This is a genomic window from Streptomyces profundus (genome assembly GCF_020740535.1).
Lineage (GTDB): Bacteria > Actinomycetota > Actinomycetes > Streptomycetales > Streptomycetaceae > Streptomyces > Streptomyces profundus.
In genome coordinates this window covers 6,663,582-6,686,147 of sequence record NZ_CP082362.1, presented here as the reverse complement: position 1 = coordinate 6,686,147, position 22,566 = coordinate 6,663,582, and the positions used below count along the sequence as shown (strand labels likewise).

Here is a 22,566-nt window from a genome sequence, read left to right as displayed (position 1 = left end):
ACATGCGGAGGCGGGCGGCCCGTCGGGGCGGGGTGGGTAGTCGCTCGACGACAACCCGCTATATAGATGTTTGACGAAATAGAGACTCCCAGGGTTCCCGGGGTGACGGCGAATGTCAACCTGGCCCGCCCGACCCCGCCCCGCACGGGACGGGGCCCGAGGGTCGACGTCGCGTCAGGACAGCGGGTAGGGTCTGCTTCGACAACCGTCTCATCAGGGCGGTGCGGCGGGTGGCACACGCCTCCCGCCGGCGTCGCGCGTGCGGGCTTCGCGGGTTGTGCCGACGACCTGCCGGACCGCCGCCCGCCGCCCTTCGTCCTTCCGTCCGTGGGCACGTCCGCCACCGGGTACGGCTCGAACCGTCCCCGTCACACGTGCCGACTCACGGCTCTCCGTGCTGCTGCCCAGAACGGCTTCGCCCTGCCCGGAAGGACAGCCATGCCGCACGACCACCCCGTCCCCACCCCGCGTGAACCGATCGCCATCGTCGGCCTCGCGGGCCGATTCGCCGACGCGTCGACCCCCACGGAGCTGTGGCGGATGCTCGTCGACGGCCGCGACGCGGTGACCGAGATCCCGCCCGAGCGCTACGACATCGACAGCGTCTACGACCCCAGGCCACGCGTCCCCGGCCGGACGATCAGCCGTTGGGGCGGCCTGCTGCGGGATGTCGACGCCTTCGACGCCGAGTTCTTCGGCATCTCACCGCGCGAGGCCGACCGGATGGACCCGCAGCAGCGGCTGCTGTTGGAGACCGCCTACGAGGCCGTCGAAGACGCCGGCCTGACCAGGGCCGCCCTCGCCGGCGGCGACGGCGGGGTCTTCGTCGGCCAACTCGGCGGCGACTACTGGCATCTGCAGTACGCCGAGCGGGAGCGGCTGGATCTGCACGCCATGACGGGCGCCGCCTCCCGGGCCATCACCTCGGGGCGGCTCTCCTACGCCTTCGACCTGCGCGGCCCCAGCGTCACCGTGGACACCGCCTGCTCCTCCGCGCTGGTGGCGGTCCATCACGCCGTGCAGGCGCTGCGTCTGGGCGAGTGCCCGGTGGCGATCGCCGGCGGTGTGAACCTCGTCCTGCTCCCCGAGGAGGGAGTGGTGTACTCGGGCGCCGGCATGCTCGCCGCCGACGGACGCTGCAAGTTCGCCGACGCCTCGGGGGACGGGTTCGTCCGCAGCGACGGGGTCGGGGTCGTCGTGCTCAAGCGCCTGGCCGACGCGCGCGCCGACGGCGACCGGGTGCGGGCCGTGCTGCTGGGGTCGGCGATCGGCAACGACGGCGACTCCAGCGGCTATCTGGTCACGCCGTCCGTCGAGGGGCAGCGGCGGGTGCTGCGGCGCGCCTACGCGGACGCCGGTGTGGACCCGCGCGACGTCGACTACGTGGAGGCGCACGGGACCGGGACCAGCGTCGGCGACCCCGTCGAACTCGCCGCGCTCGCCGAGGTGCTCGGCCCGCGAGCGGCGGGAGACGAGTGCCTGGTCGGCTCGGTGAAGACCAATATCGGGCACGCCGAGGCGGCGGCCGGCATCGCCGGGCTCATCAAGGCCGTGCTCTGCCTGGAGCACGGCACCGTGCCGCCGAACCTGCACCTGACGGACCCCAACCCGGCCGTCGCCTGGGACGAGCTGCCGCTCACCGTGCCGACCCGGGCCACCCGGCTGCCGGCGCGCGACCGGCCGGCGCTGGCGGGGGTCAGCAGCTTCGGGTTCTCCGGGACCAACGCGCATCTGGTGCTCCAGGCCGCTCCCCCGGCCGACGACACCGGCCGGGAGAGCGACGAGGGACGGGCCCGGCTGCTGGTGCTGTCCGCCGCCACCACGCCCGCCCTGCGCGCGAGCGCGGCGGCCCTGGCCGAGCATCTCGCCGGCGACGGCGCGCACCAGTCGCTCCGCGACATCTGCCACACGGCGGCGACCCGGCGCACCCCCCAGGAGGCCCGGCTCGCCCTCGCGGTCGAGGACCGGACGGAGGCCGCCAAGTCGTTGCGGGCCTTCGCCGAGGGCCAGACCGAGGCGGGCCTGGCCACCAGCGACTACACCGCCCCCGGCCGGCGGCCCCGGATCGCCTTCGTCTTCCCCGGCCAGGGCTCGCAGTGGCCGGGAATGGCACAGGAACTCCTCGACCAGGAACCGGTGTTCGCCCGGACCATGGCGGCCTGCGACCAGGCGATCCACGCGGAGACCGGCTGGTCGGTGCGCGAGGTGCTCCGCGCGGCCGACGAGGAGCGGCTGGCCGAGCTGGACGTCATCCAGCCCACCCTGTGGGCGATCGAGATCTCCCTCGCCGCACTCTGGCGCTCCTGGGGGGTGGAGCCCGACGTCGTCATCGGCCACAGCATGGGCGAGTCGGCCGCCGCCCAGGTCAGCGGGGCGCTCTCGCTGGCCGACGCCGCCTCGGTGATCTGCCGGCGCAGCCGGCTGGCCAAGGCCCTCACCGGCCGGGGCACCATGGCGTGGGTGGCGCTCCCCGCGGCCCAGGCGCGTCAGGCCCTGGCCGGCCACGAGGAGCGGGTGGCCGTCGCCGCCGTCAACAGCCCGACGTCCACCCTGCTCTCGGGTGACCCCGAGGCGCTGGACGAGATCCTGGCCGCCCTCGACGCACGCGAGGTGGACAACCGGCGCGTCAACGTCGACTTCGCCTCGCACTGCCCGCAGATGGACGAGCTGCGCGAACCGCTGCTGGCCGCGCTGGAACACCTCAAGCCCCGCGCCGGACGCGTCCCGCTGCACTCGACCGTGCTCGGCGAGGCCATCGACGGAGCCGGCATGGACGCCGCCTACTGGGCCCGCAACCTCCGCGAACCCGTCGACTTCGTCGCCGCCGTCCAGGCCCAACTGGACGAGGGCGACACCGTGTTCGTCGAGATGAGCCCGCACCCGCTGCTGGTATCCGGCATCCGTGAGGTGGCCGGCGAGCACCCGGGCGTCGAGGTGTGGGCCACCGGCAGCATCCGACGGTACGCCGGCGCGCGGGCGGACCTGTTGGGCGCCGCCGCGGTCCTGCACACCGCCGGCGTCGAGTGGGACGCGGCGGCGCTGAACGACACGGGCCGGTTCGTTCCGCTGCCGGGCTACCCCTGGCAGCGGACCCGGCACTGGCTCACGCCGGCGACCGCGCCCGCCGAACAGGCGGCTGCGCACCCGCTGTTGGGCGAGCCGGTGCCCGGCGTGGCGGGGGCGCTGGCCTGGGAGGGTCCGCTGTCGCTCGACCGGCACGCCTATCTGCGCGACCACCGGGTGCAGGACGCCGTGATCGTCCCCGGCACCGCGCATCTGGAGCTGATCACGGCAGCGGCCGGCTCCGCGATCGGCGCCGGCCCACTGTCGCTGTCCCAGGTCCGGTACCACCGGGCGCTCTTCCTCGACGAGGACGGCCCCACGCCCAGCGTGCGGGTGACCCTCGCCGAGGGCCCCCCGGGCGTCTGGCGGGCCAGGATCCTGACCAGGGACGAGGGGAGCGACGACGGCTGGCTCCTCCACACCGAGGCCGAGGCGCGACGGCTGGCGGGGGCGCCCCCGTCCGGTCTCGACGATCTCGCGACGGTGCGGGAGCGCTGCCCGGAGCAGCAGCGCGGCGCGGAGTTCTACCCCTGGCACGCCGCGCGCGGGAACCAGTGGAACGGCGCGTTCCGCGCGATCGAGCGGGTGTGGCGACGCGACGGAGAGGCGCTGGCGGAGCTGAGCTGCCCCGCGTCGATCCGCGCGGACGTCGAGAGCCACCACTTCCATCCGGCGCTGCTGGACGCGAGCGGGCACGCGATGGCCGCGGCCAGGGCGGCGACCGCGCCCGGCGAGGAGGGCGTCTTCGTCCTGGGCGGCATCGAGGAGTTCCAGCTGTACCGCCGGCCGCCCGCCGAGCTGGTCAGCCACGCGCGGCTGCGCGAGAGCGACCGCCGGGACTCGTTCACCGCGGACATCGACGTCCGGGAGCGGGGCGGGGCGCTGGTGGCGCGGCTGGTCGGGCTGCGCCTCCAGTACCTGAGCGGGCAGGCGCCCGAACCGCTGACCGTGCCGGAACCGCCCGCGTCGGCCTTGGACGACCAAGCCCTCCACACCGTGGTGTGGGAGCCGGTCGCCGCCGAGGCGGCGGAGAGCGGCGGCACGGATCCGGACAACTTCTGGCTGGTGCTGAGCGACAGCGGCCCCACCGGCCGGGCCCTCGTCCGTGGACTCGGGGACCGAGGCGAGCGGGTCGTCGTGGTGACCACGGGCGCGGGCCCCTTGACGGGCACCGGGGAGCGCTACCGGCTGGACCCGGCGCGGGAGGACCACTACCGGCAGCTGTTGGCCGAGGTCGCCCGGGAGCCCGGCCGGTGCCGGGGCATCGTCCACCTGTGGGCACTCGACGCGGTCGCCGGGCTCGACGCCAGCGACGCCGAGATCAGGCGCGCACAGCTGCTGGCCGGGGAGAGCGTGGTGTCGCTCTGTCAGGCGCTGGAGGGCGAGGGCCTGGAAGGGGCGCCGCTGTGGTTGGTGACTCGGCACGCGCAGGCCACCCGTCCAGGGGAACGGGTGCGCGCACCGTTCCAGGCGCTCCTCTGGGGGCTGGGCCGCACCGTGGCGGCCGAGGCTTCCGGCCTTGGCAGCCGCCTGGTCGACCTGGACCGGTCGCCGGCGAGCGTGGCCCGGCTGGTGGCCTCGCTGCGCGCCCCGGACCGCGAGGACCAGATCGCGGTGCGCGGCGGCAAGCGGCTGGTGGCGCGCCTCGTCCCGGCCCCGGCCCCGGCGTCGGGCGCCCGCGCGCTGACGCTCGCCAGCCCGGGGGTGCTGGACGATCTGGGGCTCACCGACCTCCCGCCCGCCGGGCGCCTGGCGGACGACGAGGTCCGCATCCGGGTCAGCCACGCGGGCGTCAACTATCGCGACGTCCTGCTGAGCGTGGGGATGTACCCCGGTCAGGACGAGGGCCCGCCGGTCCTGGGCTGGGAGTGCGCGGGAACGGTCGTCGAGGTCGGCCGGCACGTCCATGACGTGGCCGTCGGGGACGAGGTCATCGCCCTCGCCGAGGGGGCCCTGGCCTCGCGGGTGACGACCCTGGCGTGCCTGACGGCGCCACGGCCACGGTCCGTCGGCGCGGCCGAGGCGGCGGCGCTGCCCGCCGCCTACCTGACGGCCTTCCACTCGTTGCACGAGCTGGCCGGGGTGGGCCGGGGAGACACCGTTCTGGTGCACTCGGCGACGGGCGGCACCGGCCGGGCCGCGCTGGCGGTGGCCCGCTGGCGGGGCGCCCGGGTCTTCGCCACCGCGGGGAGCGCCGAGAAGCGTCGGCTGCTGACGGAGCTTGGCGTCGAGGGGGTCGCCGACTCCCGCACCCTGGAGTTCGCCAGGACCTTCGGCGACGCCGTGGGGGACGACGGCTTCGACGTCATCTGCAACACCCTGGCCGGCCCGGCGATCGAGGCCAACCTCTCGCTCATGGCGCCCTACGGCCGCTACCTGGAGCTGGGGAAGCGCGACATCCTGGAGAACAACGCCCTGCCGCTCGGCGCTTTCGCGCGCAACCTCTCCTTCCACGCGGTCGACGTCGTCCACATGATCCAGCACGCGCCCCGACGTGCCGGACGGATCCTGCGGGCGGTGGCGGAGCTCGTCGACCGGGGCGAGCTGCCGGCGCTGCCGCACCGCGTGCATCCGGCCGAGGACGCCGCCGGCGCCTTCCGGCTGATGGCCACCTCCCGGCACACGGGGAAGATCGTGATCGCCTTCGACGCGGACGCCGCCTCCCCAGGACCGGCCGCGCCCACCGTCCCGGTCTCCCCGCACGGGGACGGCACCTACCTGGTCACCGGGGGTGCCGGCGGGATCGGCGGGGCGCTGGTCCGCTGGCTGGCCGACCAGGGCGCGCGGCGGCTGCTGCTGACCGGCCGCCGCCCGCTCGCTGAGGTCGCCGACTCCGAGGAATGGCCGGCGCTGCTGGCCGAGTTGACGGGGCGTGGGGTCCAGGTCGACTACGCGGCGGTCGATGTCGCGGACGAGGGCGCCATGCGGGCGCTGCTGGGGGCCCGGCGGGCCGCCGGGTCGCCGCCGGTGCGCGGCGTCTTCCACGCGGCGGGCGTCATCGACTACCGCCCGCTGTCGGAGCTGCGCCCGGCGGAGCTGACACGCGTGCTGGCGGCGAAGGTGAGCGGAGCGTGGAACCTGCACCGGATCCTGGCCCAGGAGCCGGTGGACGCGTTTGTGCTGTTCTCCTCCGGATCCGCGCTGCTCGGATCGCCGCTGCTGGCCGGCTACGCGGCCGGCAACGCGTTCCTGGACGCGCTGGCCCAGCACCGGCACGGCGAGGGGCAGCCGGCCACGGTCGTCAACTGGGGCTTCTGGAACGGCGTCGGGATGGTCGCCCGGCAGGAGCGGGCGGAGGTGCGGCGGCTGGTGCCGCAGGGGATGACCTCCTTCTCGCCGGACGAGGGGTTGGAGTTGCTGGGGCGGATCCTCGCCGACGGGCGCCCGGCTGTCGCGGTGCTGCCGGCCGACTGGGCGCGGTGGGCGCGCGCCTACCCCCGCGCCGCCCAGGCGCCGCTGCTGACCCGCCTGGTCACCGACCGGGCGCCGGCCTCCGAGACGGCGGAAGGGGACGCCCCAGAACCGGCCGTCACCGCACCGGCCGTCACCGCACCCGACGTGCCCGTGCCCGACGTGCCCGTGCCCGACGTGCCCGTGCCGGCGACACCAGCGGCGGAGCCCGCCGGCGGGGCCGACCTGGCGGAACTCCTCGACTTCCTCCGTCAGGAGGTCGCCGCCGTGATGGGGACCCGCCCCGAGCGGGTCAACCTGAACCGGCCGCTGAGCCGTATCGGGATGGACTCCCTGATGGCCGTGGAGCTGCGCAACCGGATCCAGCGCGCGTACCGGGTGAAGCTCCCGATGGTGCGGCTGCTCAAGGACGGGACCGTCACCACCGTCGCCGAGGCGCTGGCCACCGAACTCACCACCGTCCATGTCTCGGCCTGACCGAGCGCGCGAGAAGGACAGCTGACGATGAAGACACCCGACATCCGCATCGCGGGTCTGGGGACATACGTTCCCGAGACCGTCGACGCGCGCAAGGCCGTGGCGCTGGGGCTCTACGACGCGGAGGACCACGAGTTCTACGGCTGGACCGGCGCCGCCGTGGCCGACGACATGCCCGCCCCCGACATGGCGATCGCCGCCGCCCAGCAGGCGATGGAACGCTCACAGACGCACCCGCACGATCTCGATCTCCACCTCCACGCCTGCGGGCACGAGCAGGGTCCGGAGGGCTGGTCGGCGCAGCACTACATCCTGCGGCACCTGACCGACCGTGACATCCCCTCCTTCCGGGTGTGGCAGGCGTGCAGCGGCCTGATCGGCTCGCTGGAGCTGGCGGCCTGCTATCTGATGGCGGTGCCCGAGCGCACCACCGCGCTGTTGACCGGTTCGGACAACGTGGGGACGCCGAACTTCAACCGGTGGGCGTTCGGCATCCAGAACGGGGTGCTGGGCGACGCGGGCAGCGCGGTGCTGCTCTCCACCCGCGAGGGCTTCGCCACCCTGGTGGCGATCAACACCGGCTCCACCGCCGAGGTGGAGGAGCAGTACCGGGGCGCGGAGCCGCTGTTCCCGCCGTCGCTGACGGTGGGCCGTTCCATGGACTTCAGGGAACGGCTCGCCGCGGCCGGCGGCCTGGAGGAGACCGTCGCCGAGGTCGTCCGACGCCAGGGCGAGTTGCGCACGGAGATCGCGCTGCGCACGCTCGCCGAGGCCGGCCTTGAGCCGGCGGACGTGACCAGGGTCGCGCATGTCTTCACGGGCCAGGAGAGCTATCTGAAGGTCATCCTCGATCCCATGGGGCTCTCCCCCGACCAGGGGCTGCTGGAGTTCGGCCGGGGCCTCGGGCATCTGACCGTCAGCGACCAGGTCGTCGGCCTCGACCACCTCGTCGCCGAGGGCGAGGTCGGCCCCGGGGACCACGTCCTGATCGTCGCCCACGGCGGGGGCGTCTCCATCACCTGCGCCGTCGTGCGCATCGACCGACGGCCGCCCTGGGCCCGCCGCTGACCGTCACCCCGCCGGGGCCGGGCACCCGCCCGGCCCCGGCGGGACCGCATCCGAACTCATCCGCTCCTGGGGGCTGCCTCTCATGTCCACGCTCGCCTCGTCGTCACCGCTGCTCGACGCGGAGGCCCTGATCTCCGCGTTCGGCCTGCTCGGCATCATGATCACCGTCTTCGCCCAGTGCGGCGTCGTCTTCTGTTTCTTCCTCCCCGGCGACTCCCTGCTGTTCACCTCGGGACTCCTGGTGGCCAACCACCAGTTCCTCCGTCAGCCCCTCTGGGTGGTGATGCTGGTGGTGGTCGTCGCGGCCGTGCTGGGCAACCAGTTCGGCTACGCGTTCGGCAAGCGGGTCGGGCCGCCGCTGTTCCGGAGACCGAACTCCCGGCTCTTCAAGGCGCGGAACGCGGAGCGCGCGCACGACCTCATGCTCAAACACGGTCCCAAGGCCCTGCTGATGGCGCGGTTCATCCCCGTCTTCCGGACCTTCATCCCGATCATCGCCGGGGTGGGCCGCATGCGGTACCGCACCTTCCTGCTCTACTCCGTCGTGGGGGCGGTGGTGTGGTCCGTCAGCCTCAACCTGATCGGGTTCTATCTGGGACAGATCGAGTTCGTCCGGGACAACATCGAATCCATCGTCATCGGGATCGTGTTGGTCTCCGGCATCCCCGTCATCATGGAAGCCGTCAAGATCCGCCGCCGAGCGAAGGCGGCACGCTCGACCACTACCACCACGGCCGCGCCCGCCGCCGACGCCCGGGAAGCGGAGCCGCAGCCATGATCAGCGCCGAGGACTTCTGTGCCCTGCTGGAGGCCCGTGGCTACACCACGGCCAGCGGCGTGCCCTGCTCCCACTTCGGGGGCCCCATCGCCCTGTTGGGCGCCCGGGAGGGCCGGTATGTGCCGGCGCCCAACGAGGGCAGCGCGCTGGCGGTGGCGGCCGGCGCCGCCCTCGCCGGACGGCGCGCCTATGTGATGTTGCAGAACTCGGGTCTCGGCAACCTCATCAACCCGCTCACCTCGCTGGTGATGATGTACCGGCTGCCCGTCCTGACGTTCACCAGCCTCAGGGGCTGGCCGGACGCGGCGACCGACGAGCCACAGCACGCCGTCATGGGTCCGGCCACCCCCCGGCTCCTGGACGCGCTCGGAACCCCGCACCACATCCTGCGCGAGGACGGCGGCCCGGCCGCGTTCGAGGCGATACTCGACGCCACGGACGGTGAACTCGCCGCGGGGCGGGCGCCGTTCGTCCTGGTCGAGCGGGGCGCCATCGGCGGGGTGGCCGTCGAACCGCCCGCCGGGAAGCCGGGGTTGACGGCGGCGCACGCCATCCGGGTGGTGACCAAGGCACTGCCCGAGGCCCTGGTCATCGCCACCACGGGCTACACCGGGCGCGACGCCTTCGCGGTCGCCGACCGTCCCGGCGCCTTCTACATGCAGGGGTCGATGGGACACGCGCCCTCCCTGGCGCTCGGCGTGGCACTCGCCCACCCCGAGCGGACCGTGGTCGTACTCGACGGCGACGGTGCGCTGTTGATGCACCTGGGGGCCCTGTCGATGATCGGCCATCTGGCGCCGCCGAACCTGGTCCATGTCGTGCTGGACAACGGGGTCCACGAGTCGACGGGGGGCCAGCCGACGACGTCCTCGACCACCTCGTTCACCGAGGCGGCGCTGGCGGCCGGCTATGTCAGCGCCACCTCGTGCGCGCGGGAGCAGGATCTGGCGCGGGCGGTCGGCGTGGCCGACGCGGCCGAAGGCCCCGCGCTGGTGCGGGTCCCGACGCTGCCACGCACCGGCGAGATGCCGCCACGGGCAACGGCCGCGTTGGGCCCCGAGGCGATGCGGGACCGGTTCCTCGGGGCGCTGGGCGCCGCCGAACCGCCCCGGAGCTGACGGCTCGGCGGCCCGCCCCGGGGCGGGCCGCCGGGCCACGGGCTCACCCCTCGGCGCCCTCGGAAGCGGTGCTGGAACAGGCCGCGACCGCCTGCGGATCCAGCGCGGCGAGGCTGGCGAAGACCCGCAGGGGCTCGGCCAGCGCCTGACAGCACATCACGTACTGGTTGCTGCGCCCCTTGGGGATGGCCTCCACCAACTGCTGTTCGCGCAGCGGGGCGAGATGGTGGCTGACCAGCGTCTGGCTGAGCCCGGTCGCCTCCTGGAGCTCCTTGACGGTGCGGGGGCGTTGGGCGATCAACAGGACCAGGGTCAGCCGGGTCTCGTCGGCCAGCGCCCGCAGCTTGGGGGCGAGCACCTGGGCGTGCTGGCGTTCGCCGAGCCAGCGCGCCGGATCGCTGACGGCGACGTTGAGTTCGGTCGGACGTCCCATCCCCACCACCTCCTGCCTCCCGGCCCCGGTGCCGGGTGCGGCACGGCCAAGGCCCGTTCGATCCTACGTGTCACGACGTGGCCGCGCCGGTCAGGAGCCGGTCGCGGTGTCGGCGGTCTCGCGGTGGGGGTCACCCGGCTCGGAGCCGTCCGCCTCGGGGTCGAGCCGGGTGCGCGGCAGGACGAACGCGGAGACGACGGCACCGATCGCGGCGACGGCCGCCGCGACGGTGAGGGTCGCGGCGAAGCCGGAGACAAACGCCTGCTGGGCGGTCTCCAGCAGCCGTTGGCCGGTGGCGCCGCCCGTCTGTTCGGCGACGGCGGTGGCGCCGGCGAGGGACTCCCTGACGGTGTCCCCCACGCCCCCGGGCAGTTGGTCGGCCGCGGGCAGCTCGGACCGGTAGAGGGTGACGATGAGACTGCCCGAGACGGCGATGCCCAGGGCGCCGCCGACCTGCATGCCGACATCGGCGACGGCCGAACCGGCGCCGGCCTGCCGGGCGGCGGAGACCACCAGGATCGCGTCGACGGCCGCGGGAAGCGCGATGCCCATGCCAAGGCCGAAGACGGCGAGACCGACCAGCGCCTGGGTCTGGTCGTCGACCCCGAGGCCGGCCAGGACGCCCAACCCCGCGGCGCACAGCACCAGGCCGACCACCACCGTGACCTTCAGCCCCAGGCGTTCGACCAGGCGGGGCGAGAGCGGCGCGCCGATCATCATCGTGCCGATGGCGAGCATCCGTAGACCGGCGCCGAGCGGGTCGAGTTCGAGGACCGACTGAAGGTACTGGGTGAGGAGGTAGAGGCCGCTGTAGAGGCCGAAGGAGGTGCAGGCGATGGCGAGCGCCCCGCCGCCGTAGCGGCTGTTGAGGAAGAGCCCGATGGTGATCATGGGCTTGGGGGTGTGGCGCTCCCAGGCGACGAAGGCCGCCATCAGGGCGAGGCCGAGGGTCAGGGAGGCCAGGGTGACGGGGTCGGTCCAGCCGTTGTGCGGGGCCTCGACGAGGCCGTAGACGATCGCGACCAGCCCGGCGACGGAGAGCAGGGCGCCCACCAGGTCGAGTCCCGGGTGGTTCTCCGCGCGGGACTCGGGGATGAGCTTGGCCGCGCCGAAGAGGGCGACGGCGGCGAGCGGCACGTTGATGAGGAACAGCGAGCCCCACCAGAAGTGTTCCAGGAGCAGGCCGCTGACCAGCGGGCCGAGCGGCACGCCGACGGCCGCGGCGCCCGACCAGATGCCGATGGCCTTGCCCTGCTCCTCCAGGGGGAAGACGTCCTTGATGATCGCCAGGGTGGCCGGCATCATCAGCGCCGCGGAGATGCCCATCAACGCCCGGAAGGTGATGAGCAGTTCGGGGCTGCTGGCGAACGCGGCGCCCAGGCTGGTGAGGGCGAAGGCGGTGAGGCCGAGCGCGAGCAGCCGCCTGCGGCCGAAGCGGTCGGAGAGGCCACCGGCCATCAGCAACAGCCCGCCGAAGGCCAGCGCGTAGGAGTCGACCGTCCACTGGAGTTGGCTGCTGCTGGCGCCCAGGTCGGTCTGGATGCTGGGCAGCGCGAGGTTGAGGATCAGGGTGTCCAGGCCGATGAGGACCAGGCTCAGGCACAGGATCGCCAGGATCTTCCAACGGTCCGGATGACCGGCGGGGTGCTTCACGAACTTCTCCTCAGCGCGTGGCGGGGAGGGCCCAGCCGCCTCGTCGGAGAGGTGAGGGCCCCGCTTTCAGCGCGCCACACTAACCACGGGGGCTGTTATCAACAGCATGCGCTGTTGAGTAAGGGCTCCCCCGGGCGCCCATTCAAGCCAGTTGGCGTCCACCCCCCGGAAGTTCCCCCGCCTCCCCGCCCTGACGTGCCCGAACGGCCGCGGCCAGGGAGATCGCCCCCCGAGGGAAGCACCTCCTCCTCCCGCGACCCACGGCGCCTGACACACCCACAGAACCGCCGACCAGAAGCGGTCCACCCCCTGACGCACCGACAGGAACCCATCCACCCGCCCCGAAGGAACACCGGGTCAAGGACTGGCGCAAAACACTCGGCGGCTGGAACTCACCCCTCGATTACTTCGATCGTCATCGATACATTGAGCGAGACGCAGCACGGGGGCCTCTGCGGACGGCTCCCCAAGGGGGCCTAGGGGGCTGGAATCATGCGCATACCCGGTAACGAACAGCATCAGGGCGTGACCGGGCCGCAGTCGCGGCGGTAGCCCATCCGCCTTCTCCTCACCCCGACGGCGAGACCGCGCGTGGCGGCGCGGGCGCCGAGGACACCTCTCCCATCCCACGGCGGTGAACCGTGTCGGCACGCGGTCCACCCCGCCCAGGCAGCGGGCACTCCGGCATGCCCGGCTCCGGCCCGTCCGACGCAGCGAAAGGCCAGCGATGCCTCCTACCGTCCGGCCCCGACTCGCCCTGGTGGGCGACCGGGGCAACCACAACGAGCCGTCCCACCCACGGATAGACGCGATGCGCGAGCGGTGGGACTTGTCCACCCGGTGGGTGCCCACCGAGGAGATAGGCGACGACGGTGCACTGGCCGGGTTCGACGGCGTCTGGGTCGTACCCGGGGCGCCGTACCACCACCAGCCCGGGGTGCACATCGCGGTGCGCCACGCACGCGAGCGGGGCCTTCCCTTCCTGGGGACCTGCGGCGGGTTCTTCAGCGCGCTGATCGAGCACGCCCAGAACGTGCTGAAGCTCCCCCAGGCGCAGGGGGTGGACGAGGACCCGGAGAAGCTGACGCACCTGGTCACCCCGCTGACGTGCTCCCTCAACGGGGAGACGGCACCGTTGCGCGTCGCCGAGGGCTCGCTGCTGTCCACCATCTACGGACGCACGGAGGCCGAGGAGGTCTTCCACTGCTCCTACGGGCTGACGCGGGAGTTCATGGACGAGGCCAGCGACGGCACCCTGCGGATCAGCGCCTGGGACGCCGAGGGCGCGCCCCGCGCGCTGGAGATCACCGACCACCCGTTCTTCGTCGGCAGCCTCTTCCAGCCCGAGCTGTCCTCGCGGCCGGGCGCCGAACACCCCATCCTCACCGCCTTTCTCGACGCGGTGAGGCGGCGCGCGACAGCGCCCGTGGGGCAGTCGGCGGGCTGATCGGCCCATCCCCGCGGAAGGCATAGCACGCACCAACCGGCGCTCCCCCACCCCGTTCCCGCGCCTCGGGGCGCCGGGGCGGGCAGCGCCGGCCGACCAGCGAGAGGGCAGCCATGACAGGGGAGACAAGCGGTGTGTCCCGCCGCGGACTCATGCGGACCGGCGCGGGACTCGGCGTGCCGGCGCTGCTGCCGGTGATCCACCCGTCCCAGGCCAGCGCCGGCACGCCGGCCGCCGGATCGGGGGCGGGGACCGGCGCCGCCCGGCTCGACGGGTCCGAACTGGCGGAGTTCACCGAGGGGTCGGCCGCGCTGACGCCGGACCGGACGGCGCGCACCGCCTGCCAGTTCTGCAACGCGAACTGCGGTCTGCGGGTCGACCTCAAGGCGGACCGGATCCTGGCCGTGCGGGGCGAGGCGGACGATCCCGTCCAGCGCGGCCAGCTCTGCGTCAAGGCCGGGATGATGCCGCAACTGACCTACAACGAGCGGCGGTTGACCACTCCGCTGATCCGCGTCGGCGGCGCCAAGGGATCGGGCGAGAGCCGCTTCGCAGCGGCCACCTGGGACGAGGCACTGCGGACGATCGCCGAACGGCTGCTGGAGCTGCGGGACGCCGGGCAGGCCCACACCATCGCCAACCGGACCACCGGTCGCCTCCCCCGTGGCACGGGCTCGCTGGTGGCCCGGCTCTTCGCGATGCTCGGCAGCCCCAACAACACCGACGTCGGCCCGGTCTGCAACGACGCCGGCGCCAACGCGCTCACGGCCACCTTCGGGCTGGGGAACTTCACCAACGGCTACGGCGTCGACGGGGCGAGTGGCCAGGAGGACCTGGGCGCCGCGCGCCACCACCTCTTCCTCGGCACCAACCAGGCCGAGACCCATCCCGTCACCTTCGACCACCTCCTGCGGGCCAGGGAGACGACCGGCGCGACGCTGACCGTCGTCGACCCCCGGCTCACCCCCACGGGGGCACTCGCCGACCGGTGGGTCGCGCCCAAGCCGCACACGGACCTCGCGCTGTTGCTCGGCATGCTGTACCACATCGTCGAACGCGACCTGTACGACGCGGAGTTCGTCGACCGGTGGGTGACCGGCTTCGCCGAGCTGCGCGACCACCTCGCCCACCACGGCCACACCCCCCGGTGGGCGGCCGGCATCACCGACGTGCCGGCGGCGACCATCGAGGCGATGGCCGAGGAGTACGCCGCCGCCCGGCCCGCCGCGATCTTCTGCAACGCGGGGATATCCCACCAGCTCGGCGCCTTCGACACCTATCGCGTGATCACCTTCCTCGCGGCGGTCACCGGCAACATCGGCCGCGCCGGCGGCGGTTGCAACTTCATGCACAACACCTGGCCGGGGGACCTCCGGCTGCCGCCACTGGACGTCGACCTCCCCGAACCGGCCACGGCGGCGCTGCCCGTCGGCCCGGACTACTTCGCCGAGTCGATCCTCACCGGCCGGCCCTACGGGCTGCGCGCGGTGCTCACCCAGGGCAATCCGTTGGTGTCGTCCGCCAACACCGCGAAGGTCAAGGAGGCGTTCGCCGCCCTCGACTTCTACGTCTACGCCGGCCTGTTCATGGAGGAGGCCGCCGACTACGCCGACGTGGTCCTCCCGGTCTGCGCCGGCCTTGAGACGGAGGGGGTGTACATGCGGCGCGACGACCGGGCCATCCGTTGGCAGGAGCGGGTCCTCGCGCCCGTCGGCGAGTCCCGGCCCGACTGGCAGATCTGGATCGGGCTCGCCCACGCGCTCGCCGAGCTCGACACCCGCCGCCCAGCCGCCGAGTGGCGCCGGGCGTTCCCGTCGGACTGGATGGACTACGGCGCGCTGTGGGCGGAGTTCGTCGCCCACACCCCGGGCATGGGCGGCATGTCCGAGCAGCGCCTGGCGGACCGCGCCGAACCGCTGCGCTGGCCCTGCCCCTCCCCCGAACACCCGGGCGTGAGCACCCTCTATCTGGACCACCCCAGCTGGTACGAGGCCGCCGAATCCCTCGACGCGGCCCACCGGGGCAAGCGGTTCCTCACCCCCAGCGGCACGGTGGAGATCACCACACCCGCGCTCCAGCTGAGCCTCGCGAGCGCCGGACACGACGCGCTGCCCACCTTCTACACCCACCCCGAGGTGACCGGGGGTCACCCCACCGTGGCCTACGGCACGGACTTCGTCACCAATCCGGTCAACCCCCAGGCACTCACCCACCCGGTGCGCCTGGGGGTGCCGGGGGACGGCGCCGTGCACCGTCGCTATCCCCTGATGGGCATGACGGGCCGCCCCAGCGTCGTGCACTTCGCGAGCGTCACGCACTGGACGGACACCGGGAAGCAGCTGAACGGCATCCGCTTCGTCCAGATCCACCCCGCCACGGCGCGCGCCGCCGGCATCGCCGACGGCGCGCCGGTCCGCGTCGAGTCCCCGCGCGGCTCGGTCACCGGCACGGCCCTGCTGTGGGAGGGCATCCGCCGGGACACCGTCTTCGTCCCCAACACCTTCGGCCCCGCCCAGGAGAGCGGCGACCTCTTCCAGACGCCGCGCTACGAGGCCGCCAACACCCTTGTCGACGACCGCTACTACGACAACCTCTCGGGCCAACAGGCGTACAAGTGCTTCGCCTGTCGGGTGGTCGCGATCTGATCCCGCCCCTCCGGTACGGCCCGCCCGCCCATCCTCCGCAGTCCCTCGAAAGGCAGCGCATGTCCCCCACCCCCGACGCCCGCCTCGCCTCGGCGGCGCTGACCGTGCGCCCCGTGACCGGATTCGACGCCACGGTGCGAGTCCTCGGGTCCAAGAGCTACACCAACCGCTACCTCGCGCTGGCCGCGCTCAGCGGCGAACCCACCGTCATCGACAACGCCCTGCTCTCCGACGACACCCGCTACCTGGCGCGCGCCGTCGAGGCGTTCGACCATGTCACCTGCGCGATCGACGAGACGTCGGCCCGTATCACCGTCACCCCCACCGGGCGCCCGATGCGCGCGCCCGACCAGGAGATCTACGTCGGCGGGGCCGGCACCCCGCTGCGGTTCCTGATCTCCATGGCGGGCCACGCCGCCGGCACCACCGTGATCACCGGCAACGCCCGGATGCGGGAACGGCCCATGGGGGACCTGCTCTCGGCGCTCGGCCCGCTGGGGGTGGCCGCCACCGCGGCGCACGGCAACGGCAGCCCGCCCATCCGGGTCACCGGCGGCTCCTTCAAGGGCGGCGCCACCAGCGTCAGCGGCGCGGTCTCCAGCCAGTTCACCTCCAGCCTCCTCATCAACGCGCTGCGCGCCGAGAGCGACACCGAGATCACCATCACCGACGAACTCGTCTCCAAGCCCTATGTGGAGATGACCATCGCGGCGATGGCCGAGATGGGGGTCCACCTCTCCCGCGCGGGCTACCGGCGCTTCACCGTGCCGGCGGGGCAGCACATCCGAGGTGGCCAGGTCACCGTCGAGCCGGACGCCTCCGGCATGTCCTACTTCCTCGCCGCCGCGGCGATCCTCGGCTCGACCGTGACCATTCCCGGCATCGGCACCACCTCCCACCAGGGAGACGTCCACCTCGTCGACGCGCTGCGACGGATGGGCTGCGAGACCCGTGCCGACGCGGAGTCGGTCACCCTCACCGGCGGCCGACTGACGGCCATCGACATCGACATGGAGGCGATGCCGGACGTGGTACCGACCCTCGCCGTCGTCGCCGCCCACGCCACCGGCACCACCCGCATCACCAACATCGCCTCGCTGCGCGTCAAGGAGTGCGACCGCATCGCCGCCGTCACCACCGAGCTCCGGAAGATGGGCATCGGCGTCGAGGAGCACCCCGACGCCATGTACATCACCGGCGGCACCCCGCACGGCGCGACCATCGACACCTATGACGACCACCGCATCGCGATGACCTTCGCCGTCGCCGGGCTCCGCACCGAAGGCGTCGTCATCAACGACCCCGGCTGCGTCGCCAAGTCGTTCCCCACCTTCTGGGCCACCCTCGACACCCTGCACCCGGAAGGGGTCAGCACCAAGTGACCATGTCTCAGCCCGGTCTGCTCCTCGTCCTCGACGGCTGGGGCCACGCGCCGCCCGCGCCGGACAACGCGATCTCCCTGGCCACCACCCCCACCCTCGACGCGCTCACGGAGCACGCCACCCTCGCCGAGGCGTCCGGGGACGCCGTCGGGCTGCTGCCCGGCACCGTCGGCAACTCCGAGATCGGGCACCTGGTCATCGGCGCCGGCCGACCGCTGCCCTACGACAGCCTCCTGGTGCAACACGCCATCGACGACGGCAGCCTGGCGCGCGACCCGAGGCTGACCAAGCTGATCTCGGACGTCGCCGCCCGCGACGGCACGCTCCACCTGATCGGCCTGTGCTCGGACGGACAGATCCACGCCCATGTCGACCATCTCCGCGCCCTGTTGGCCGCCGCCTCGGCGGCGGCCCCGCTGCGCGTGGCGATCCACGCCATCACCGACGGCCGGGATGTCGCCGACCACACCGCCGCCGGCTACCTCGACCGCGTCCTCGGCCACATCGGGGAGGCGGGCATCGGAACGCTGGCGACCGTCGTGGGTCGCGGCTACGCCCTCGACAAGGCGGGCCGCCTCGACCTCACCGAGCAGGCGGTCGCGCTCGTCGCCGACCTCGGGGGCCGGGCGGCGCGGACCCCGGAGGCGGCCGTCGCCGGCGGTACGGGCGACGAGTGGACCGCCCCGACCCACCTCCCAGGCGCCGCGCCGATCGCCGACGGCGACGGGCTGGTCTGGTTCAACTTCCGCAGCGACCGCGTCCAGCAGTTCGCCGACGCCCTGCACGACCACCTCGCCGCGACGGGCCGCACCGTGTCCGCGCTCAGCCTCGCCCGCTACGACACCCGCACCCCCATCACCCCGCTCGTCGAGCGGGCGGACGCCTCAGGCGGACTCGGCGACCAGCTGCGGGCCGCCGGCGTCCGCTCGGCGCGCATCGCCGAGGCCGAGAAGTTCGAACACGTCACCTACTACCTCAACGGCCGCGACCGCTCCCCGAGGCCGGTCGAGGAGCACCTCCGGATCACCGACGCCGCTCCGCCGGACTATGTCGCCCGCCCGGAGATGAACATCGACCGGCTCACGGACGCCATCCTGACGGCCACCGCCAGGACCGACCTCCCCCTGGTGGTCGCCAACCTGCCCAACATGGACGTCGTCGGGCACACCGGCGATCTCGACGCCACCGTCGCGGCCTGCGCGCACACCGACCGCGCCATGGCGAGCCTCCTCAAGGCGGCGGAGGAGGCGGGCCGTTGGGTCCTCGCCGTGGGCGACCACGGCAACGCCGAGCGCATGACCACCACCGGCGGCGGCGCGCGGCGCCCCTACGGCGGCCACACCACCCACCCCGTCCCGCTGGCCATCCGCACCGCCGACGGCGGGACTCCCCCGCCCGCCGCCCACGCGACCCTCGCCGACGTCGCCCCCACCGTCCTCCGGCTGCTGGACGTGCCGCCGGGCCTCACCATGACCGGCAAGCCCCTCCTCTGACAGCGCGGAGCGTCACAGCCAGTGCCTCGCCCAGGGAGCGACAGCCGGAACCAGCCGGTAGTAGACCCGGCTCGCCCTGCGCTCCGACACCAGCAGACCGGCCTCCCGCAGCTTCCGGAGGTGGTGGCTCACGGTCGGCTGGGAGACGCCCACGTCCTGGATGTCGCAGACACACGCCTCACCCCCCGGCCGACTCGCGATCCGGGACAGTAACCGCAGCCGCACCGGGTCCGACAGGGCCTTGAACATGCCGGCCAGCTTCTCCGCCTCCGACGTCGAAAGCCCCTCGACCCCCGACGACCCACAGCACCCGTCCGCCGACGTCACCAACCGCGACACGACACAGTCACACGAGGAAACCGACATGCGTCGATTTTGACAGCTGTCGATTCAGCCCGCCAAGTGGGCCGAGTCGGCAGCGCCTCGACGCATTACTTTACCTTCCGGATGGTAAAGTTACGCGCTATGCGACCGAGCGCGAAGAGAGCCATCCTGGACGCGGCCGTCCGCGTCACCGAACGCGAGGGCATCACGGGCCTCACCCTGGAGTCCGCCGCGGTGGAGGCGGGAGTCACCAAACCCGGCCTGATGTACCACTTCCCCAACCGCGACGCGCTGCTGCTCGCCCTCCAGCGGCATCTGACCGGCGCCTGGGAGGAGCGGCTGGAAGCCGAGGTGGGCGGGCCCGCCGCTGACGCCACCCCGCGGGAGAAGGCCGCCGCCTACGCCCGGGTCGGCGTGGCGGGTGGCGCGGCCAAGGCGGATCTCGCCTTCATGGTCGAGTCCGCCTCACGCCCCGAACTGGCCGCCGTGTGGGCCGCGTTGATGGAGCGCTGGGCGCCCCTGCCGACCTCTGCCGAACGTCGCGAGGTGGATCTGCTGGTGGCCCGGCTCGCGGCCGACGGGATGTGGCTCCTGGACGCCACGGGTGACACCGCGCTCTCCGGCGAGGTGCGGCGAGCACTGGGCGAGCGACTCGCCGAGCTGGCCGACGGCCGGTAGCAGAAGCCGGACGCAGGCCCCCGGCGCGCCCGCCGGGGGACGGCCCCACACCGCGAGGAGCAGACGATGGAGAGCAGAAGGCGCTGGTGGGTGCTGGCGACGGTCTCGGTGGGACTGTTGCTGATCACCGTGGACATGACCGTCCTGTACACCGCGCTGCCGACGTTGACCGAGGAGTTGGGGGCCGACGCCGCACAGAAGCTGTGGATCATCAACGCCTATCCGCTGGTGATGGCCGGTCTGCTGCTCGGCGCCGGCACCCTGGGCGACCGGGTCGGGCACAAGCGGATGCTGCTGTCCGGCCTGGCGATCTTCGGTGCCGCGTCGTCGGCGGCGGCGTTCGCGTCCTCACCCACCGCGCTGGTCGCGGCCCGGGCCCTGCTCGCGGTGGGCGCCGCGGCCATGATGCCCGCCACCCTCTCCCTGGTGCGGACGGTCTTCGAGGACGAACGCGAGCGGGGCGTCGCGATCGGCGTGTGGGGTTCGATGTCGGTGTGCGGCACCGCGCTCGGCCCGATCGTGGGCGGGGTGCTGCTGGAGCACTTCTGGTGGGGATCGGTCTTCCTGATCAATGTGCCGGTGGTGGCCATCGCGCTGGTCGCCACGCTCCTGCTGGTGCCCGGCGGCGCCCCGGGCGCGGACCGGCCCTGGGACCCGATCGCCTCGGCACAGGCGATGGCCGGCCTGGCCGCGTTGGTGTACGCGATCAAGGAGGGCACCCGCCCGGATGGACCGCTGCTCCCCGTCCTGGCCGCGCTCGCCGTCGCCGCCGGCGCGTTCACCCTGTTCGTGCGGCGGCAGCGCGTCCAGCGGCACCCGCTGCTGGACTTCGCGCTGCTGCGGGACCCCCGGATCGTGGCGGGCGTCACCGCCGCCGGGCTGGCCATGTTCGCCACCGCCGGGGTCCAGCTGCTGCTCACCCAGCGGCTGCAACTCGTCCTCGGTCAGACGCCGTTGGAGGCCGGTCTCGTGGTCACGGCGTTCGCCGTCGGCTGCCTGCCCGCGGCCCTGCTCGCCGGCGGCCTGGTGTACCGGGTCGGGCCTCGGCCGCTGATCTGCGGCGGGCTCGCACTGGGCGCGACCGGTGTCGCGCTGACCCTGCTGCTGACGCCCGGCGTGCTGCCGGTGCTCAGCGTCGAGCCGGACCGACCGGTGTGGGTGGTTCCAGGGCTGCTGGTCGCCGGAGCCGGGCTCGGCTTCGCGATGACCGCCGCCTCCACCGCCATCATGGGCAACGCGCCCGCCCATCGCGCCGGGATGGCCGCCTCGGTCGAGGAGGTCTCCTACGAGCTCGGCAGCCTCTCCGGCGTGGCCTTCCTGGGCAGCGCGCTCGCCTCCGTCTACACCGCCACGGTGCGGCTCCCGGACGGCGCGCCTGACGCCGCCAGCGACAGCCTGGACGCGGCGCACGTCGAGGCCGCCCAACTCCCGGAGCACAGCGGCGCGGCGCTGCTGGACGCCGCGCACACCGCCTTCGACCACGGCTACGCCCTCACCCTGGCGGTGGCCTGCCTGGTGCTGGCCGCCGGCACGGTCCTGACCCACCGCCTGCTAGCCCACCGCGCCTCACCCGAGTCCGGCGGCCAGGTGTCGGACGAAGCGGGCCAGGACGAGCGGCGACCGGCCGGGGCCACCGAGGCGGAACGGGCATGACGCCCGGAACGGGGCTGCCGCTCCTGACACTTCTCGCCCTCGTCGCCTGCTTCCCCGCGCCCGGAGCGCTCGCCCGCGCCGACTGGCCCGGCCGAGCGCCGATCCTCGCCCTGTGGACGTGGCAGTGCCTGCTCGGCGCCGCCCTGCTGAGCCTGCTCGGCGCCCTGTTACTCGGCTCGGCCGTGGTCCTCGCCGACCTTCCGGCCCCCGCGCCCGCCGCGCTCGGGAGCACCGGCCCGGACGCCGCCTCGCTCTGGCTCGCCCCCGTGGTGACGCTGCTCGCGGCCGGCGCGCTGTGGACCGTGCGCCACCTGGCCGGGGAGCTCCGCCAGGCGCGTCGAAGGGACCGCGGGCAACGGGCGTATGTCGCCGAACGCGTCCCCGCCCTACCCCCCGGGCTGGGCGTCGGGCCGCAGCCGCTGCTGGTTCTGGAGGACGAGTACCCCGACGCCTGGCGGGTGCCCGGCCGGCCGTATCGGCTGGTGGTCACCACCGGCGCCATGCGCCGACTCACCCCGGGGCAGCTCGACGCCGTTCTCCGCCACGAGCGTCATCACGTGCGCGCCCGGCACCACTGGCTCCTGCGGGTCGCGGCGGCGTTCGGCGCCGCCTTCCCGCGCGTACCGCTCTTCAGCACCTTCTGCGCCCAGACCCACCGGCTGGTGGAGTACGCGGCCGATGACGACGCCGCACGCCCGCACGGCCACCTGACGACCGCCCTCGCCCTGGTCGCGCTGAATCGGCACCGCGGCGTCCTCACCTGCTCACCCGACCGCGCGCGGCTGGGCGACCGCGTGCACCGTCTGCTGAACCCGGGGGACCGGATCGGATCGCCGCAGCGCGCGCTGATCACCGCGACCTCACTGCTGCTCCCGACGCTCGCGCCACTCACCACCGCGGCGGTGCTCCTGTGACATCGGGCGCCCAACACCGGCACACCTCG

General features: G+C 73.6%; 14 protein-coding genes. 11 read left to right on the top strand and 3 right to left on the bottom strand.

The window, feature by feature from the left end; translation table 11 throughout:
- Positions 1 to 438 precede the first annotated feature (438 nt).
- The 4 genes from K4G22_RS28025 (at position 439) to aepY (ending at position 9,915) form a co-directional block, all read left to right on the top strand.
- Positions 439 to 6,951, top strand: a complete 6,513-nt coding sequence (locus K4G22_RS28025; protein WP_228083258.1) for a type I polyketide synthase — start codon at positions 439 to 441, stop codon at positions 6,949 to 6,951.
- A 27-nt stretch (positions 6,952 to 6,978) separates the two neighbouring features.
- Entirely contained in the window at positions 6,979 to 8,019 is a 1,041-nt protein-coding gene (locus K4G22_RS28020) for a ketoacyl-ACP synthase III family protein (protein ID WP_228083257.1), read from the top strand.
- 82 nt (positions 8,020 to 8,101) lie between these two features.
- Entirely contained in the window at positions 8,102 to 8,797 is a 696-nt protein-coding gene (locus K4G22_RS28015; RefSeq protein WP_228083256.1) for a DedA family protein, read from the top strand.
- Positions 8,794 to 9,915: a phosphonopyruvate decarboxylase gene (gene aepY, locus K4G22_RS28010; protein ID WP_228083255.1), complete on the top strand. Its 1,122-nt coding sequence runs from the start codon at positions 8,794 to 8,796 to the stop codon at positions 9,913 to 9,915. Before K4G22_RS28015 ends, aepY begins: the two co-directional genes overlap by 4 nt.
- A gap of 43 nt (positions 9,916 to 9,958) precedes the next feature.
- Here aepY and K4G22_RS28005 read toward each other — a convergent pair whose 3' ends face one another.
- Together K4G22_RS28005 and K4G22_RS28000 are read right to left on the bottom strand one after the other, a co-directional pair.
- A complete protein-coding gene (locus tag K4G22_RS28005; RefSeq protein WP_228083254.1) occupies positions 9,959 to 10,348 on the bottom strand; it encodes an ArsR/SmtB family transcription factor in 390 nt (129 codons plus the stop codon).
- Between the two features lie 90 nt (positions 10,349 to 10,438).
- A complete protein-coding gene (locus tag K4G22_RS28000; RefSeq protein WP_228083253.1) occupies positions 10,439 to 12,001 on the bottom strand; it encodes an MFS transporter in 1,563 nt (520 codons plus the stop codon).
- Between the two features lie 727 nt (positions 12,002 to 12,728).
- Between K4G22_RS28000 and K4G22_RS27995 the strand changes: the two genes are divergently transcribed.
- From K4G22_RS27995 to gpmI, 4 genes are all read left to right on the top strand, one after another.
- On the top strand, positions 12,729 to 13,448 hold the full coding sequence (locus tag K4G22_RS27995) for a glutamine amidotransferase-related protein (RefSeq protein WP_228083252.1): 720 nt from the start codon (positions 12,729 to 12,731) through the stop codon (positions 13,446 to 13,448).
- Between the two features lie 113 nt (positions 13,449 to 13,561).
- Positions 13,562 to 16,093, top strand: coding sequence for a molybdopterin-containing oxidoreductase family protein (locus K4G22_RS27990; protein ID WP_228083251.1), 2,532 nt, complete (start codon positions 13,562 to 13,564; stop codon positions 16,091 to 16,093).
- Positions 16,094 to 16,152: 59 nt separating this feature from the next.
- Positions 16,153 to 17,475, top strand: coding sequence for a 3-phosphoshikimate 1-carboxyvinyltransferase (gene aroA / locus K4G22_RS27985; protein WP_228083250.1), 1,323 nt, complete (start codon positions 16,153 to 16,155; stop codon positions 17,473 to 17,475).
- A 2-nt stretch (positions 17,476 to 17,477) separates the two neighbouring features.
- A complete protein-coding gene (gpmI, locus tag K4G22_RS27980) occupies positions 17,478 to 18,968 on the top strand; it encodes a 2,3-bisphosphoglycerate-independent phosphoglycerate mutase (protein WP_228083249.1) in 1,491 nt (496 codons plus the stop codon).
- A 12-nt stretch (positions 18,969 to 18,980) separates the two neighbouring features.
- On the opposite strand, the gene K4G22_RS27975 is transcribed toward gpmI, so the two are convergent.
- Complete coding sequence (locus K4G22_RS27975) at positions 18,981 to 19,334, bottom strand: ArsR/SmtB family transcription factor (protein WP_228083248.1); 354 nt, start codon at positions 19,332 to 19,334, stop codon at positions 18,981 to 18,983.
- A 99-nt stretch (positions 19,335 to 19,433) separates the two neighbouring features.
- On the opposite strand from K4G22_RS27975, the gene K4G22_RS27970 reads away from it, so the two are divergent.
- The 3 genes from K4G22_RS27970 (at position 19,434) to K4G22_RS27960 (ending at position 22,537) form a co-directional block, all read left to right on the top strand.
- Positions 19,434 to 19,970 carry a TetR/AcrR family transcriptional regulator gene (locus K4G22_RS27970; protein ID WP_228083247.1) on the top strand — a complete coding sequence of 179 codons (537 nt, stop codon included), beginning with the start codon at positions 19,434 to 19,436 and terminating at the stop codon, positions 19,968 to 19,970.
- 66 nt (positions 19,971 to 20,036) lie between these two features.
- Positions 20,037 to 21,623: an MFS transporter gene (locus K4G22_RS27965; RefSeq protein ID WP_228083246.1), complete on the top strand. Its 1,587-nt coding sequence runs from the start codon at positions 20,037 to 20,039 to the stop codon at positions 21,621 to 21,623.
- Positions 21,620 to 22,537 (top strand): M56 family metallopeptidase, encoded by a 918-nt coding sequence (locus K4G22_RS27960; protein WP_228083245.1) that lies wholly within the window; start codon positions 21,620 to 21,622, stop codon positions 22,535 to 22,537. Before K4G22_RS27965 ends, K4G22_RS27960 begins: the two co-directional genes overlap by 4 nt.
- Positions 22,538 to 22,566 lie beyond the last annotated feature (29 nt).